The sequence below is a fragment of the Streptomyces albidus (ex Kaewkla and Franco 2022) genome (assembly GCF_013870515.1).
GTDB classification, from domain to species: Bacteria; Actinomycetota; Actinomycetes; order Streptomycetales; family Streptomycetaceae; genus Streptomyces; species Streptomyces albidus.
Genome location: NZ_JACBXA010000043.1, coordinates 16672 through 32581, shown reverse-complemented (window position 1 = coordinate 32581; position 15910 = coordinate 16672). Strand labels below are relative to the sequence as shown.

The following is a 15910-nucleotide window of genomic DNA, read 5'->3' as shown; positions in this document are numbered from 1 at the left end:
GTGGAGCGCAGGTACACGGTCGCCGAGGCCGGCGGAGCCTCCGTAGAGGAAGCGGCGGCCGAAACACTCGCCGAGGCCAGGGCGCTGCATGCGGAGGACGCCGAGGCGAGTGCGCGCATGGCACAGCTCGGGCATGACCTGCTGGGCGATCTGGTTCCGGTGACGGAACTGAGCATCCTCACGCACTGCAACACAGGCATCCTTGTCTCAGGAGGCCAGGGAACGGCTTTCGCGGTGATCGCGGCAGTGCATCGCTCCGGTGAGCTGCGGCGGCTCTGGGTGGACGAGACCCGTCCGTTGCTGCAGGGTGCGCGGTTGACCGCGTACGAGGCCACGCGTGAAGGGATGGCGTACAGCGTGCTGGCTGACAGCGCGGCGGGTTCACTCTTCGCCGCGGGCGAGGTCGACGCGGTGCTGATCGGCGCGGACCGGATAGCCGCCGACGGCTCGGTCGCCAACAAGGTGGGCAGTTATCCGCTCGCGGTGCTGGCCCGGCATCACGGGGTGCCGTTCGTCGTGGTGGCGCCCGTGACCACGGTGGATCTCGCGACAGAGCGGGGGTCCGACATCGTGGTGGAGCAGCGTGCGGCGGAAGAGGTGACGGAGATCTCCTCGCCGTATCTGCCGGGTACCAGTACCGGGACGAAAGGGAGACTTCAGGTGGCTCCGACGGGCGCCGAGGCCTACAACCCGGCCTTCGACGTGACCCCGCCGGAACTGGTCACGGCGATCGTCACGGAACGAGGTGTGATCTCGCCCGTCACCAGCGAAACTGTCGCGGGGCTGTGTTCCCCGTCACGAACGAGAGAGTCACGATGGGGTAATGGGATGATGAACGCATGAAGGGACGCGTCCTTGTCGTCGACGACGACACCGCACTGGCAGAGATGCTTGGCATCGTGCTGCGCGGCGAAGGCTTTGAACCGTCGTTCGTGTCGGACGGCGACAAGGCGATCGCTGCCTTCCGCGAGACCAAGCCGGATCTGGTGCTGCTCGATCTGATGTTGCCCGGGAGGGACGGCATCGAGGTATGCCGCCTGATCCGGGCGGAGTCCGGAGTGCCGGTGGTCATGCTGACCGCCAAGAGCGACACGGTGGACGTGGTGGTGGGCCTGGAGTCGGGGGCCGATGACTACATCGTCAAACCGTTCAAGCCGAAGGAGCTGGTAGCGAGAATCCGAGCGAGGCTGCGGCGGTCCGACGACCCCGCACCCGAGCAGCTGGCGATCGGCGACCTCGTGATCGATGTCGCCGGACACTCCGTGAAGCGTGACGGGCTGTCCATCGCTCTCACACCGCTGGAGTTCGATCTCCTGGTGGCGCTGGCCCGCAAGCCCTGGCAGGTCTTCACCCGTGAGGTGCTGCTCGAGCAGGTCTGGGGCTACCGGCACGCAGCCGATACGCGCCTGGTCAATGTCCACGTGCAGCGTCTGCGTTCCAAGGTCGAGCGCGATCCTGAACGGCCCGAGATCGTCGTGACCGTACGCGGCGTGGGCTACAAGGCGGGGCCCGGCTGAGATGACCCGGAACGGCTCCGTCTCGCATCGCTCGAATGCGAACGGAGCCGTGCCACACGAGTCCGAAATGTCCAAGTTCCGGCGCCTGTGGCGGAGCGGGGCGCTCTTCTCGGAGGGCCTTCTCCCCGAGGGCACGACCGGACCGCGGGCCCACCCCGTGGTCCGGTTCTTCATCCGTTGGGTGCGTCGTCCTCTGCTGCCGGTGCTGCGGCTGTGGCGGCGCAACATCCAGCTGCGGGTGGTCGCGGCCACGCTGCTGATGTCGCTCGGTGTGGTGCTCCTGCTGGGCATCGTCGTCATCGGGCAGGTGCGCAACGGGTTGCTCGACGCCAAGGAGAAGACGGCCCAGAGCCAGGCTGCCGGTGGTTTCGCCGCGGCCCAGCAGATGGCGGACAGCGCGGGCAACGGCCGCAGCGGCCAGGGTCCCGGCGGCCCGGCCGGCGGCAGAAGCTCGCAGACCACGGGCACCTGGCTGAACAACCTGGTGGAACAGCTCGCGAGCGGCGGCCAGGGCGTCTACTCCGTGGTCGCTCTCGGCTCCCAGAACGACGATTCGCCCTTCCTCGGTAACGGCCGCTCCACCACCCGCGGCCCTCGTGCCTCAGGCGACATCCGGCCCGAGGAGACCATCCCGGCCGACCTGCGCAAGGCCCTCGACGAGCAGCCCGGCACGCATCAGCGATACGCGAAGGTCTACCGCCAGGGCGGCGGCAGTACGGCAGGACTGATCGTCGGCAAGAGGCTCAACGACGCCGGCGGGGCTCCGTACCAGATGTACTACGTCTTCCCGTTCACGCTGGAGGAGGAGTCGCTCAACCTGGTCAAGGGCACGCTGGCCACCGCCGGGGTGTTCGTGGTCGTGCTGCTCGGCGCGATCGCCTGGCTCGTGGTCCGGCAGGTGGTCACGCCGGTACGCATGGCCGCCGGGATCTCCGAAAGGCTCGCCGCAGGCCGGCTCCAGGAGCGGATGAAGGTCACGGGCGAGGACGACATCGCCAGGCTGGGCGAGGCCTTCAACAAGATGGCGCAGAACCTTCAGCTCAAGATCCAGCAGCTGGAGGAACTCTCCCGGATGCAGCGCCGCTTCGTCTCCGACGTCTCGCACGAGCTGCGCACACCGCTCACCACGGTCCGTATGGCAGCCGATGTGATCCACGAGGCGCGGGAGGACTTCGACCCCGCCACCGCACGCTCGGCGGAACTCCTGCTCGGGCAGCTCGACCGCTTCGAGTCGCTGCTCGGCGACTTGCTGGAGATCAGCCGCTTCGACGCCGGAGCCGCGAATCTCGACGCCGACCCGATCGACCTGCGCGACGTGGTCCGTCGCGTCGTCGACGGGTGCGAGCCCTTGGCCGACCGCAAGGGCAGCCGCGTCATCGTGCGCGGTGACGAGAGGCCTGTCGTGGCGGAGGCGGACGGCCGCCGCATCGAGCGTGTGCTGCGCAATCTCGTCGACAACGCCATAGAGCACGGCGAGGGCCACGACGTCGTCGTCAGCATGGCCTCACGGAGCGGAGCGGTGGCTCTGGCCGTACGCGACTACGGCGTCGGGCTGAGCCGCAGCGAAGCCGAGCGCGTCTTCAACCGCTTCTGGCGGGCCGACCCGGCTCGCGCTCGTACGACCGGCGGCACCGGGCTCGGGCTCTCCATCGCGCTCGAGGACGCACGGCTGCACGGCGGCTGGCTCCAGGTGTGGGGGGAGCCGGGCGGGGGTTCCCAGTTCCGGCTCACGCTGCCCTGCACGGCGGGGGACGCCCTCCGTGCTTCCCCGCTGCCGCTGGAGCCGGCCGACTCGCGCCGCAAGCGGGGGCTGAAGAAGGCCATCCCGGCGCAGGACCGCCAGGAGCCGACCCCGGGAGGCAGGTCGCCTGGCCCCTCGTCAGCACCCGAGTCCGCCCCGGCCTCCGCGGTCGCCGCGACCGGCGGCTCCGCCGCGTCCGGGCCCGTCGGCGAACCCACCCGGGAGGAGAAGTCCGATGGGCACTGAGCGGCACCTCCGTCGCCGTCGCGCCGTCACGGTGCACTTGGTCGCCCTCGTGCTGCTGCTGTCGGGCTGCGCCTCCATGCCGGACGACGGCACCGTCGATCACGTCGACTCGTCGCACAGGGCAGACCCCGACTCGCAGGTGCGGGTGTTCGGCGTCAGCCCCCAGAAGGGCGAGCGGCCGCAGCAGATCGTGCGCGGCTTCCTGGAGGCGACGACGAGCGACGAGGCGACGTTCTCGACGGCGAAGAAGTATCTGACGAGTCGCACAGCGGATGAGTGGGACCCCTTCGCCCGTACGAGCGTGCTCTCGGGCGGCCCCAGCCCTGGCAAGGCGAGCAAGGACAACGGCGGTAAGCGGGGCTACACCGTCGACGTGTCGGGGACGCGTGTCGCGGAGGTCGACGAGAGTCACGCCTACTCGCCCAAGGCGGGTGAGTTCAGCGAGGGCTTCCACCTGTCCAAGGTGAGGGGCGAGTGGCGGATCGATCAGCTCCCGGACGGCCTCGCGGTCGGCGAATCCGACTTCCAGCGGATCTACCGCCCGATAAACAACTACTACTACGCGATGCTGGGCAGGGACGCCGATGCGATCGCGGGCGGTAAGAACGTCCTGGTCGCCGACCCGGTGTATCTGCGGCGCAGGATCAATCCCGTCACCGCGACCGTCGAGGCGCTGCTGGCCGGGCCCACCCGGTGGTTCGCCCCGGTGGTCGACTCGTCCTTCCCGGACGGTGCCCGGCTCGCACGGGGCCAGCGCCTGTCGCTGGACGATTCCGGTGCGCTGAGCGTGCGGCTGAACGCGAAGGGCTCCGACGTCGGATCCAGACAGTGTGCCCGCATGGCCGCCCAGGTGCTGCACACGGTGCAGGGTCAGGCATCGGCGAAGGTGACCAACGTCCAGCTGGCGCGGCCCGACGGCTCGGCGCTGTGCGAGCTGACGCGCGAGCAGGCCGAGGACTACGAGCCCGGCCGGCTCAACGGCCGTGCCTCCCGGCAGTACTTCGTCGACGGCGAGCACCGTGTCGCGGCTTTCGAAGGCGCCAGCGAGGACGACAGGCCGGTCGAAGGGGCGCTGGGCCAGGGCGAGACGGAGATGGGCACCGTCGCGGTGAACCGCGCCGAGAATGAGAGCGCCGCAGTCTCGCGCACCCGGCGTTCGCTCTACGTCGCCAGGCTCGCCGAGAACAGCAAGTTGGGCGAGCCGGTGCTGACCAGCAAGGCGAAGCGTGAGGACGACCGGCTGACGGCCCCCAGTTGGGACGGTCTCGGTGATCTGTGGATCGCCGACCGGAACCCGAAGAAGCCGCGCCTGCTGCGCCTGTCCGGAGGCAAGGAGAAGCCCGAAGAGGTCGCGGTTCCGGACCTGGGCGAGGGCGAGCGGATCGAGTCCCTGCGGATCGCGTCGGACGGCGTACGGATGGCTCTGCGCATCCGGCAGGAGGACGGGCGGCGGACGCTGAAGCTCGGACGCGTCGAGCGGGCCGGGACGGTGTCGGACCCCGAGGTGACCGTCACCGGACTGCGCCCCATCGCGCCGCAGTTCGAGGATGTCTCGGCCGCTTCCTGGGCCGGCGGCAGCCGACTCGTCGTCGTGGGGCGCGAGTCGGGAAGCGTGCAGCAGATGCAGTACATGGAGACGGACGGATCCGCCTCGAACCAGCCGACGCTGCCGGGCATCAACGATGTGACGGGCGTAGCCGCTTCGGAGGACGAGAGCAAGCCTCTGCTGGCCGACTCGGAGGACGGCATCGTGCGGCTGCCCCCGGACGCCAACTGGAAGACGCTTACGGACAGCGGCTCGAGCCCCGTCTACCCGGGCTAGGAGTGTCCGCGAAGTCCCGTCTGGGGCGCGGGGTCTGGCACGCACCCTCTCCCCCGCTTCGCGGGAGGTGCCCCCAGCGTTGTCGGTCGTCGGCGCAGCCCGCTGCGCCCTCCTCCTCCGCCTTGCGATCGCACGCACCAGACCCCGCGCCCCCCGCCTAGCAGGCGGACGACGCTACTTTGCGGACACCCCTTAGGGGCTCCCCGGCCACAAGTCCCGTCTGCCGCCAGGCGCTTGGCCGCGTCCGGCGACATCACCTGTCGTAGGACGGAAGTCGGGCAAAGACTTCAGCCAGATCTGCCGACCGGTTTCGCCGGTTATCCACAGGGGTGGTGACTTTGTGTCGCCGCTGGGAGAGTTCTCGGCATGCGGGAGTTGTGGCAGGAGCTCCAGCAGGAACTCGCGGCCCTGGTGCTCCCTGTGGCGTGTGCGGGGTGCGGCTTGGCGCGGGTGCGGGGCGAGTTGTGCGGGGAGTGCGCCGAAGAGTTCAGAAGCGCGGTCCCACGGCGGGTGTGGCCCTCGGCGCTGCCGTCCGGGCTGCCCCGGGTGTACGCGGCGATGCCGTACGCCGACGAGGTGCGGGCCGTGCTGCTCGCCCACAAGGAGCGTGGCGCGCTGCGGCTGGTCACCCCGCTGGGGGAGCTGCTGGCCGCAGCAGTGCGCAAGGCCTCTGCGCGTTCGCGTGCGGCCTCCGGCGCGGGGGCGCTGGCGCTTGTGCCGGTGCCGTCCGCGCGACGTGCGGTGGCGGGCCGTGGTCATGATCCGGTGCGCAGGATCGCCCTCGCCGCGGCCGGTGAGCTGCGGCGGGAAGGGCTGCCCGTGCGAGTGGTGTCAGCGCTGCGGCAGCGCCGGGTTGTGGCTGATCAGGCGGGGCTGAGCGCCCGGCAGCGGTCGGCGAATCTTAGTGGCGCTCTGGAGTTGGTGCCTGGCAGCGAGAGGCTGCTGGCGGCTGGGGAGACCGTGCTCGTGGACGACCTGATGACCACCGGGGCATCGCTGGCCGAGGCCGCCCGCACCGTCCGTGAGCAGGTGCGGAGCGTGATCGCGGCAGCTGTCGTCGCGTACCGGCCGAGGGCCTGAGGAGGCACCTTGGAAAAGTGGCGGAAAGTTAGCAGAGATCGCGCACCGTTGCTGGCGATTGTCGTGAATTGATACCTGAACGTAGGTACGTGCCAGTAGGGGGTGCCCCCGATCCTCCAGTGGAGGTACGTTCGAGATTGGGGTGACGATCTTCCCCCTGGGGGAGAAGGAGGTGACAGTCGCAAGCCGAGGTTCCGGAGGCTGGCGGCAAGAAGGCTTCGAGCCTCCGGGTCAGTGCACAAAGGAGGCGCTTCGCGAATCTGCAGCGGAGCGCTCCGGGAACGGAGTTCTGCGTGGACATCGTCGTCAAGGGCCGCAAGACCGAGGTGCCCGAGAGGTTCCGCAAGCACGTGGCCGAGAAGCTGGCGAAGATCCAAAAGCTCGACGGAAAGGTGATCAACCTGGATGTCGAGGTGTGCAAGGAACACAACCCCCGGCAGGCCGACCGGTCCGACAGGGTGGAGATCACTCTGCGGACTCGGGGGCCGGTCATTCGCGCGGAGGCAGCTGCCTCAGACCCCTACGCTGCGCTCGACATGGCAGCGGCAAAACTTGAAGCAAGGCTGCGCAAGCAGCACGACAAGCGCCGGGTACACCGTGGAGGGAGTCGCACGCCCATCAGCGTCGCGGCAGCCACCGCACACCTCGCGGCAGAACTCAACGGACAGCTCGAAGCCGCAGCAGCGCCCACCCAGGTGAAGGTCGAAGAGAAGCCGATGACCACCAGGGTGGGGCCTCTGGAGGTACAGGGCGACGGTCCGCTGGTCGTCCGGGAGAAGACTCACGCTGCAGCGCCGATGGCCTTGGACCAGGCACTCTACGAAATGGAGTTGATCGGCCACGACTTCTATCTCTTCGTTGACTCCGAAACCAAGCAGCCGAGCGTCGTCTATCGTCGGCACGGTTACGACTACGGCGTGATCCATCTGGATCCGGACCCGTTCGCTGTTGATCCGCCTCCTGAAGCCGGCGGCTCCCTCGGCGGCTGACTGTCCAGACTCGATGTGATCGCGCCCCCGGCCGGGTCGAGAACCCGGCCGGGGGCGCGATCATGGAATTATGGCCTCATTCGTCAACCGTTGTTCTGTGCAGCTGGGTTGGCGCGGCATAGCCTGCAGGGGGAGGAAACGAATGGCGGAAAGCTTCGGGCCAGCGATGCCCATGCCCGATGCCCACCCGGTCCGGGTGGCAGTGCAGGACGACTCGCGTGAGCGGCAGCCGCCCGAGCCCATCAGGGTGCTGGTCGTCGACGACCATGAGCTCTTCCGGCGGGGGCTGGAGATCGTTCTCGCCCAGGAGGAGGACATCCAGGTCATCGGCGAGGCCGGGGACGGGGCCGAAGCCGTGGACAAGGCGGCGGACCTGCTGCCCGACATCGTGCTGATGGACGTGCGTATGCCCAAGCGGGGCGGGATCGAAGCGTGCACCTCGATCAAGGAGGTGGCCCCGAGCGCGAAGATCATCATGCTGACGATCAGCGACGAGGAGGCCGACCTCTACGACGCCATCAAGGCGGGGGCCACCGGCTACCTCCTCAAGGAGATCTCCACCGACGAGGTCTCGGCCGCCATCCGTGCCGTCGCGGACGGCCAGTCCCAGATCAGCCCGTCGATGGCGGCGAAGCTGCTCACCGAGTTCAAGTCGATGATCCAGCGCACGGACGAGAGCAAGCTGGTCCCGGCGCCGAGGCTGACCGACCGGGAGCTCGAGGTGCTCAAGCTCGTGGCCACCGGCATGAACAACAGGGACATCGCCAAAGAGCTCTTCATCAGCGAGAACACCGTCAAGAACCACGTGCGCAACATTCTCGAGAAGCTGCAGCTCCACTCGCGCATGGAGGCAGTGGTCTACGCGATGCGGGAGAAGATCCTCGAGATCCGCTGAGCGGCCGCGTGCTCAGCCGGCTGCCGCTCCCGCCGCCCTTTCCGTCACGCCGGCTCCTCCGTCAGGGCTTCGGCCAGCGCTCCGGCAAGCTCCGCGTCGTCGCAGCGCCCGATGCGCACCTCATCGCAGCCCACCCAACTCGCCGCCTCCCACAAGGCCTTGGCCATCGGCCCGACCGCCTTGCGCCCCGCGAGCGACACCTGGCGGGCGACCAGCGTCGTCCCTTCCCGCCCGGGGTCGACCCGGCCCAGCAGCTTGCCGCCTGCCAGCAGAGGCATCGCGAAGTAGCCGTGGATCCGCTTCGGCTTGGGAACGTACGCCTCCAGCCGGTGCGTGAAGTCGAATATCCGCTGGGTGCGGGGCCTGTCCCAGACCAGGGAGTCGAAGGGCGAGAGCAGAGTCGTACGGTGCCGGCCGCGGGCTGCGGATTCGAGGGCGGCGGGGTCGGCCCAGGCGGGCTTCCCCCATCCCTCGACGGACACCGGGACCAGGTCGGTGCCCGGCAGCACGGCGTCCACCTGCTCGCCCTTGAGCCGGTGGTAGTCGGCCAGGTCGGAGCGCGTGGCCACACCCATCGCCGCGCCCGCCTGGGCGACCAGGCGGCGCATGCACTCGTGGTCGTCGATGTCGTCGTGCAGCAGACGGTCGGGGATGGCCCGTTCCGCCAGGTCGTAGACGCGCTTCCAGCCACGGCGCTCGGTGCACACCACCTCGCCGGTGTCGAGAAGCCACTCCACGGCGATCTTCGTGTCGGACCAGTCGAACCACTCGCCGCCGTTCTTGCCGCCGCCGAGCTCCGTAGTGGTGAGTGGACCGTCGGCCTTCAGCCTGTCCCGTACGAGGGCGCAGGCGCGGTCCCGGTCCTCCAGCACGTGCCAGCGGTGGCCGCGGGCCCGCCGAGCACGGCGCCGGAAGGCGAAGTGCGGCCATTCCTCGACGGGGAGGATGCACGCGGCATGCGACCAGTACTCGAAGCTGTGGCCGCCGGTCCAGTACGCCGACTCCACCGCTTCCCGGCCGACGGCGCCCAGCCGGGCATACGGAACGAGTTCGTGCGAGCGCGCCAGCACCGAGATGGTGTCCAACTGGACGGCGCCGAGCCTGCGCAGCACACCGCGCACACCGGCGCGGCGGTCCGGAGCGCCCAGCAGGCCCTGCGCCCACAGGGCCAGGCGGCGGGCCTCGTCGGCGGAGAGCGAGATCTCGGCAGTCGTCATGCGGCACACGATAAGTGCCGCCACTGACAGCGGGACCTGCCCGTCGCGGGGTCGCGTCGCCGGGTCAGCGGGACAGCACAGTCGGGCGCTCGGCAGTCACGGCGCAGGCAGGTACGGCGTCTCCGCCAACAGCCCCCAGTCGGAGGGCAGCAGTGACGCGATCCACGCGTCACGTCTGGTGCCGCGGTTCACGATCCGGGCCCGCTGCGTCCCCTCCATCTCGAAGCCCAGCCGCAGCGCGACGGCCCGGGAAGCCTCGTTCCCGACCTCCGCCACCCACTCCAGACGTTCGACGCCCAGGTCCGTGAACGCCCATTCGGCGACGGCACGCCCGGCCTCCTGCGTGTAGCCGTTTCCGCGCTGGTCCTTCGCGGTCCAGTAGCCGATCTCCGCCTGGTGTTCGGCGGCGCGCAGCAGGGCAATGCGTACGAGCCCCATCGATCCGACGAGAGCACCCGATGTCGTGAAGACCCCGAAGTTGTACATCGTGTCCTCGCGCCAGCCCGCGCGGCTCGTGACGGTCACGAACTCCTCGGCGTCCTTGCGGGCGTACGGCTCCGGGAACGGTATGTAGCGCGCGATCTCCGGGTCCTGGCAGGCGGCGGTCACCGCGTCCACATCGCGCTCCTCGAAAGGCCGCAGGACGAGGCGGTCCGTGGTGAGGCTGGTGGTCTCCATGGACTGATTGTGCCCTTGTGGCCGGGAGCGTCTTCCGGCACCTTCCACGGCTCCGAACCGTTAGGGGTACAGGGGCCTACGTCCCTCGCATACGATGGCCGGTGCGGCGGAGACCGTATGCCCGTTCTCCGCGCATTGACCGCGCCAGGTTCGACCGGCAAGGAGCCACCCTAAGTGTCCGTCTTCGGCAAGCTCATGCGCGCAGGTGAAGGGAAGATCCTGCGCAAGCTGGACCGCGTCGCGCGGCAGGTGAATTCCATCGAAGAGGACTTCGTGGACCTGTCGGATGCCGAGCTCCGCGCCCTCACGGACGAGTACAAGGAGCGGTACGCGGAAGGCGAAAGCCTCGAGGACCTGATGCCGGAAGCGTTCGCGACGGTACGGGAGGCCGCCAAGCGCGTCCTCGGTGAGCGGCACTACGACGTGCAGCTCATGGGCGGTGCCGCGTTGCACCTCGGCTACGTGGCGGAGATGAAGACCGGTGAGGGCAAGACCCTCGTCGGCACGCTGCCCGCGTACTTGAACGCGATCTCGGGCGACGGCGTCCACATCATCACGGTCAACGACTACCTCGCGCAGCGTGACTCCGAGTGGATGGGGCGCGTGCACCGCTTCCTCGGCCTGTCCGTCGGGTGCATCGTGGCGCACATGACGCCGCAGGAGCGCCGCGAGCAGTACAGCTACGACATCACCTACGGCACGAACAACGAGTTCGGCTTCGACTACCTGCGCGACAACATGGCGTGGTCGAAGGACGAACTGGTCCAGCGCGGCCACAACTTCGCCATCGTCGACGAGGTCGACTCGATCCTCATCGACGAGGCCCGTACGCCGCTGATCATCTCCGGTCCCGCCGACCAGGCCACCAAGTGGTACAGCGACTTCTCCAAGCTGGTGAAGCGCCTGGAGAGGGGCGAGCCCGGCGAGCCGCGCACGCAGACCCCGGAGACGGGGGACTACGAGGTCGACGAGAAGAAGCGGACCGTCGGCATCCACGAGATCGGCGTCGTCAAGGTCGAGGACTGGCTGGGCATCGACAACCTTTACGAGTCGGTCAACACGCCCCTCGTCGGGTATCTCAACAACGCCATCAAGGCCAAGGAGCTCTACCACAAGGACAAGGACTACGTCGTCATGGACGGCGAGGTCATGATCGTGGACGAGCACACCGGCCGTATCCTCGCCGGCCGCCGCTACAACGAGGGCATGCACCAGGCCATCGAGGCCAAGGAAGCCGTCGAGATCAAGGACGAGAACCAGACCCTCGCCACGATCACCCTCCAGAACTTCTTCCGTCTGTACGAGAAGCTGTCGGGCATGACCGGTACGGCCATGACGGAGGCCGCCGAGTTCCACCAGATCTACAAGCTGGGCGTCGTCCCGATCCCGACCCACCGCCCGCTCGCCCGTGCGGACCAGGCCGACTTGATCTACCGCACCGAGGTCTCCAAGTTCTCGGCGGTCGTCGACGACATCGCCGACAAGCACGAGAAGGGCCAGCCGGTGCTGGTCGGTACGACTTCGGTCGAGAAGTCGGAATACCTCTCGGAGCAGCTCAACAAGCGCGGCGTCCGCCACCAGGTCCTCAACGCGAAGAACCACGAGCGCGAGGCCGCGATCGTCTCCGAGGCGGGCCGCAAGGGTTCCGTCACCGTCGCGACGAACATGGCCGGCCGTGGCACCGACATCAAGCTCGGCGGCAACGCGGAGGGCATGGCGGAGCAGGAGCTGCGCAGCCGCAACCTCGACCCCGTCGCCGACGCCGAGGAGTGGGCGTCGGCGCTTCCCGCGGCGCTGGAGCAGGCGGAGCGCACCGTCAAGGACGCCGTCGACGAGGTCAAGGAGCTCGGCGGGCTGTACGTCCTGGGCACCGAGCGCCACGAGTCGCGCCGGATCGACAACCAGCTGCGTGGACGTTCCGGCCGTCAGGGCGACCCGGGCGAGTCCCGTTTCTACCTGTCGCTGGGCGACGACCTGATGCGTCTGTTCAAGGCGCAGATGGTCGAGCGCGTGATGTCCATGGCGAACGTGCCGGACGACGTCCCCATCGAGAACAAGATGGTCACCCGTGCCATCGCCTCCGCCCAATCGCAGGTCGAGCAGCAGAACTTCGAGATCCGTAAGAACGTTCTGAAGTACGACGAGGTCCTCAACCGGCAGCGCGAGGTCATCTACGGCGAGCGCCGCCGCGTGCTGGAGGGCGAGGATCTGCACGAGCAGATCCGGCACTTCATGGACGACACGATCGAGGCGTACGTCGAGGCCGAGACGGTCGAGGGCTTCGCCGAGGAGTGGGACCTGGACCGCCTGTGGAGCGCCTTCAAGCAGCTCTACCCGGTGAAGGTCACCGTCGAGGAGCTGGAAGAGGCCGCGGGCGAACGCGAGGGCATCACCGCGGAGTTCATCATCGAGTCCATCAAGGACGACGTCCACGAGCAGTACGACGCCCGTGAGGCCGAGCTCGGCAGCGAGATCATGCGTGAACTCGAGCGGCGTGTCGTGCTCTCCGTGCTCGACCGCAAGTGGCGTGAGCACCTCTACGAGATGGACTACCTCCAGGAGGGCATCGGCCTGCGTGCCATGGCCCAGAAGGACCCGCTCGTCGAGTACCAGCGCGAGGGCTTCGACATGTTCCAGGCCATGATGGACGGGATCAAGGAGGAGTCCGTCGGCTATCTGTTCAACCTGGAGGTCCAGGTCGAGCAGCAGGTCGAAGAGGTCCCCGTCGAAGAGGAGCCCGCGGTCAAGGCCTCGCTGGAGAAGGAGCCGCAGGACGCGGTGCCCGCGGGTGCCGCCACCGGCGCAGCGCCGTCCATCCGGGCGAAGGGCCTGGACGCCCCGCAGCGCCCGGACCGCCTGCACTACTCCGCGCCGACCGCCGAAGGCGGCGTCGAGGAGGGCGAGTTGGAGACCGGCGCCGCAAACGGCGAGCCGATCCGCTCCGCTGCGGACGGTCTGACGCGGGCCGAGCGGCGCAAGGCGCAGAAGGGCAAGCGCCGCAAGAAGTGAGCCGCGAACGTTGACGGTACGGGCCGGTGCCACCCCCTTCATCGGGCGGTGGCACCGGCCTTCTCCGTGTGCACCTGACTCTTCGTGCACATGTCGTTCGTGCACACCTCCTTCGTGGCCGCTCGTCACCGGCGGCCGGCCGGTGACTGGCCGTCCAGTTCGACTGCGGCGCAGCGCCAGCGGCGGTCGGGGCAGAGTTCGAGGCGGAAGGCGATGGCGCGTTGCCGGTCCCCGGTGACGATGCGAGCGAAGGCCTCGATCACTCCGTCTCGCGGCTGGCTGCCGCGCGCGTCCAGCACCGCGGGGCTCGTGCGGTCCGCTCCGCGCGGCCGCAGCGGCGCGTGCGAGGCGAGCCCGGAGAGCGTCTCGTATGCCGAACTCCGCGTGTAGCGCAGCAGAGTGTGCACGGGCTGCTGGCCGCTGAGGACGAGCACCAGGCGGCTCGCGAACCAGTACGGCGGCTGCCGTTCCCTCTCGCGGGCGGCCGCCGCCCGGAGGGCGGAGGCCGAGGGCCGGCCGGCCGCGGAATCCGGGTGCCGGCTTCCCGGGCGCCGCGAATCCCTGCGCCCCGGCGGGCCTTTGCGTACAGGAGTCCTGGGGCTGCGCCCGGACGGGGAAGCGGCACGGTGAGCTGCGGGCTGCCGTTGTGCTCCGTCGGCTTCGGCTGAAGCCATGCAGGAGGAAGGTGCGGACGTGGACGCGGAGGCGCTCTCCGCGTTCAGGGATGAGGGCCCGGGCTGGTCGGGCTGCAGGGCCGGTGCGGGCTGCGGTGAGCGGCCGGGTGGTGCCGGTGGCGTGGGCGTGGTGGTCATGAGGTCCCCCGATGGGTGGTACGCAGGTCGGCCGGGCACCGTTTGATACCCGCCAGTAGCTTCGCTCATCGTTGTAGCTGCTGTGATCGGGCGGTCGCAATGAGTGACCATCGGTGAGTCGGGGGTGCGGGCGCCTTCACCTATCAGGCTGACCGCACGTCCCGAAGGTGACGACGGGCGCTGCTCACCTGCGGCTTTCGTGCGCCGAATTCACGGGGAGGCGCCGCTGCGCGGACCGTATCCTGGCGTGGCAGACCGTCCGGCGATACACGAAAGCGGCAGCCACGATGCGTGTCTATGTGCCTCTGACCCTTCCCGCACTCCAGGACGCGCACCTGGCCGGCACCCTCGTGCGCGAGCCCGGCTCGACCGTCGCGTTCGCGGTCACACCAGGGCTGCGCGAGTGGTATGTCTCCGACGACAGCGAGGAGTTGGAGTACGCGGCGCTCAACCGGGCGGCGCAGGCGTCGTTGCGGCAGCTGGCTCTCCAGCCGGACGCACCCCGTCGCCGTGTCGTCGTCGCCGCCGACGTGCCGGACAGCGAGGTGGCCTCCGACCCGGACCACGCGCTGGACCGTGAGTCACTGGGCGAGGTGCGGCTCGAGCGGCCCGTGCCGATGACCAAGGCGGCTGCCGTGCACGTCGACGCCGACGACGCGGAGGCGGATGTCACCGCGGCTGCGGACGCGCTGGGCGCGGCCGACATGGGCGACGACGACGCACAGTTCACGGTGGACGGTGCCGAGGACCACGAGCTGCTCTGGTATGCCTCGCAGGAGATCCCGCACCTGTTCGGCCGGTAGCCACGCGGCCGCGGTTCCGGCGCGGCTCCGCGGGCTGTGGGGCGCGGACCGGCGCGCGCGTGAGGGCCCGGAACGAGCCGGGACGAGCCGGGCTGAGGGAGGACGGCGGGAATTCGGTATCGCGTTGTCAGACCCCGGACGTACGGTCGTAGTCATGGTTCTGGGTAATTCGGTCACCTCGGGCAGACGCTCCGCGCACATCGTCTGGGACTGGAACGGCACGCTCCTCCACGACATCCATGCCGTCATCGCGGCGACGAACGCCGCCTTCGCCGAGCTGGGTCTGGAGCCCATCACGCTGGAGCGCTACCGCGAGCTCTACTGCGTTCCGGTCCCGCGGTTCTACGAACGCCTGATGGGGCGCCTGCCCAGCGAGCAGGAGTGGGACGTCATGGACGAGGCCTTCCACCGCCACTACTGGCTGCAGGCGCGTGAGGCCGGCCTGACCGAAGGCGCCGCCGAGTTGCTCGCCGCGCAGAAGGTCGCGGGGCGCACCCAGTCGTTGTGTTCGTTGGCGCCGCACGACCGTCTGGTGCCACTCGTACGGACGCACGGCATCGCCGATCACTTCGTCCGCGTCGACGGCGCCACCGGCCCTTCCGGTGGAGGCAAGGCCGAGCAGATGGCGCGCCATCTGCTGTCCCTCGACGGAGTGGAGGCCGATCACACGGTGGTCATCGGGGACGCCGTGGACGACGCGCTGGCCGCGGCGCACGTAGGCGCCCGTGCGGTTCTCTACACCGGCGGCTCACACAGTCGGGCCAGTCTGGAGACGGCAGGAGTGCCGGTGGTCGACACCCTCGCGGAGGCTGTCGAGGCGGCAGAGTGGATAGCCAACACGAGCCGGTGATGGGAGAGTCGGTGTGCGCAGACAGGTTGCTGTCCACTTCGTCCAAGACCATGCACTGATTTTGTACACATAAGGGCCATGACGGCCCACGGTCCGGGAGCGATACCCTGACGCGCGTGATCAGCGCTATATCTCACGGGGGCAATGCCGCCCTCGTACCGTGGCCACTGTGCGACAGCGCCAGGGCCTCCGCTGGTCGTCTCTCACGGCACGCGTCGAGCCCCGAGCGGTCACCCCGCGCTCCGATGCCG

At 69.1% G+C, this 15910-nt stretch carries 13 protein-coding genes; 10 read left to right on the top strand and 3 right to left on the bottom strand.

What is annotated here, in order from left to right:
• The 7 genes from mtnA to H5J26_RS10125 all read left to right on the top strand — a co-directional run.
• On the top strand, positions 1 to 843 hold an 843-nt coding region (gene mtnA, locus H5J26_RS10155), incomplete at its 5' end, for an S-methyl-5-thioribose-1-phosphate isomerase (RefSeq protein ID WP_181765437.1).
• A complete protein-coding gene (mtrA, locus tag H5J26_RS10150; protein ID WP_181765436.1) occupies positions 840 to 1517 on the top strand; it encodes a two-component system response regulator MtrA in 678 nt (225 codons plus the stop codon). The genes mtnA and mtrA, both read left to right, overlap by 4 nt.
• Positions 1518 to 1584: 67 nt before the next feature.
• Complete coding sequence (gene mtrB / locus H5J26_RS10145; RefSeq protein WP_210771168.1) at positions 1585 to 3504, top strand: MtrAB system histidine kinase MtrB; 1920 nt, start codon at positions 1585 to 1587, stop codon at positions 3502 to 3504.
• Positions 3494 to 5326: an LpqB family beta-propeller domain-containing protein gene (locus H5J26_RS10140; RefSeq protein ID WP_181765434.1), complete on the top strand. Its 1833-nt coding sequence runs from the start codon at positions 3494 to 3496 to the stop codon at positions 5324 to 5326. Before mtrB ends, H5J26_RS10140 begins: the two co-directional genes overlap by 11 nt.
• A gap of 366 nt (positions 5327 to 5692) precedes the next feature.
• A complete protein-coding gene (locus tag H5J26_RS10135) occupies positions 5693 to 6406 on the top strand; it encodes a ComF family protein (RefSeq protein ID WP_181765433.1) in 714 nt (237 codons plus the stop codon).
• Positions 6407 to 6699: 293 nt separating this feature from the next.
• Positions 6700 to 7395 (top strand): ribosome hibernation-promoting factor, HPF/YfiA family, encoded by a 696-nt coding sequence (hpf, locus tag H5J26_RS10130; protein ID WP_181765432.1) that lies wholly within the window; start codon positions 6700 to 6702, stop codon positions 7393 to 7395.
• Between the two features lie 142 nt (positions 7396 to 7537).
• Positions 7538 to 8290 (top strand): response regulator, encoded by a 753-nt coding sequence (locus H5J26_RS10125; protein WP_181765431.1) that lies wholly within the window; start codon positions 7538 to 7540, stop codon positions 8288 to 8290.
• 44 nt (positions 8291 to 8334) lie between these two features.
• Here the strand turns inward: H5J26_RS10125 and H5J26_RS10120 are convergent, their stop codons facing one another.
• Both H5J26_RS10120 and H5J26_RS10115 read right to left on the bottom strand, forming a co-directional pair.
• A complete protein-coding gene (locus tag H5J26_RS10120; protein WP_181765430.1) occupies positions 8335 to 9507 on the bottom strand; it encodes a winged helix-turn-helix domain-containing protein in 1173 nt (390 codons plus the stop codon).
• A 96-nt stretch (positions 9508 to 9603) separates the two neighbouring features.
• The gene (locus H5J26_RS10115; RefSeq protein WP_181765429.1) at positions 9604 to 10185 is read right to left on the bottom strand and encodes a GNAT family N-acetyltransferase; all 582 of its coding nucleotides are present in this window, start codon (positions 10183 to 10185) and stop codon (positions 9604 to 9606) included.
• Positions 10186 to 10359: 174 nt separating this feature from the next.
• Here H5J26_RS10115 and secA point away from each other — a divergent pair, with 174 nt between their 5' ends.
• On the top strand, positions 10360 to 13194 hold the full coding sequence (secA, locus tag H5J26_RS10110; protein WP_181765428.1) for a preprotein translocase subunit SecA: 2835 nt from the start codon (positions 10360 to 10362) through the stop codon (positions 13192 to 13194).
• Between the two features lie 125 nt (positions 13195 to 13319).
• Here the strand turns inward: secA and H5J26_RS31405 are convergent, their stop codons facing one another.
• Complete coding sequence (locus H5J26_RS31405) at positions 13320 to 13868, bottom strand: Rv3235 family protein (RefSeq protein WP_235980598.1); 549 nt, start codon at positions 13866 to 13868, stop codon at positions 13320 to 13322.
• A gap of 425 nt (positions 13869 to 14293) precedes the next feature.
• Between H5J26_RS31405 and H5J26_RS10100 the strand changes: the two genes are divergently transcribed.
• Together H5J26_RS10100 and H5J26_RS10095 are read left to right on the top strand one after the other, a co-directional pair.
• A complete protein-coding gene (locus H5J26_RS10100) occupies positions 14294 to 14809 on the top strand; it encodes a DUF6912 family protein (RefSeq protein WP_181765427.1) in 516 nt (171 codons plus the stop codon).
• A 154-nt stretch (positions 14810 to 14963) separates the two neighbouring features.
• Positions 14964 to 15659, top strand: a complete 696-nt coding sequence (locus tag H5J26_RS10095; protein ID WP_181765426.1) for an HAD family hydrolase — start codon at positions 14964 to 14966, stop codon at positions 15657 to 15659.
• Positions 15660 to 15910 lie beyond the last annotated feature (251 nt).

Excerpts from the sequence above, each read along its gene's own strand:
- mtrA (WP_181765436.1), top strand. The coding sequence starts at position 840 with ATGAAGGGACGCGTCCTTGTCGTCGACGACGACACCGCACTGGCAGAG.
- mtrB (WP_210771168.1), top strand. The coding sequence starts at position 1,585 with ATGTCCAAGTTCCGGCGCCTGTGGCGGAGCGGGGCGCTCTTCTCGGAG.
- H5J26_RS10140 (WP_181765434.1), top strand. The coding sequence starts at position 3,494 with ATGGGCACTGAGCGGCACCTCCGTCGCCGTCGCGCCGTCACGGTGCAC.
- H5J26_RS10135 (WP_181765433.1), top strand. The coding sequence starts at position 5,693 with ATGCGGGAGTTGTGGCAGGAGCTCCAGCAGGAACTCGCGGCCCTGGTG.
- H5J26_RS10125 (WP_181765431.1), top strand. The coding sequence starts at position 7,538 with ATGGCGGAAAGCTTCGGGCCAGCGATGCCCATGCCCGATGCCCACCCG.
- H5J26_RS10120 (WP_181765430.1), bottom strand. The coding sequence starts at position 9,507 with ATGACGACTGCCGAGATCTCGCTCTCCGCCGACGAGGCCCGCCGCCTG.
- H5J26_RS10115 (WP_181765429.1), bottom strand. The coding sequence starts at position 10,185 with ATGGAGACCACCAGCCTCACCACGGACCGCCTCGTCCTGCGGCCTTTC.
- H5J26_RS31405 (WP_235980598.1), bottom strand. The coding sequence starts at position 13,868 with ATGGCTTCAGCCGAAGCCGACGGAGCACAACGGCAGCCCGCAGCTCAC.
- H5J26_RS10100 (WP_181765427.1), top strand. The coding sequence starts at position 14,294 with ATGCGTGTCTATGTGCCTCTGACCCTTCCCGCACTCCAGGACGCGCAC.
- H5J26_RS10095 (WP_181765426.1), top strand. The coding sequence starts at position 14,964 with ATGGTTCTGGGTAATTCGGTCACCTCGGGCAGACGCTCCGCGCACATC.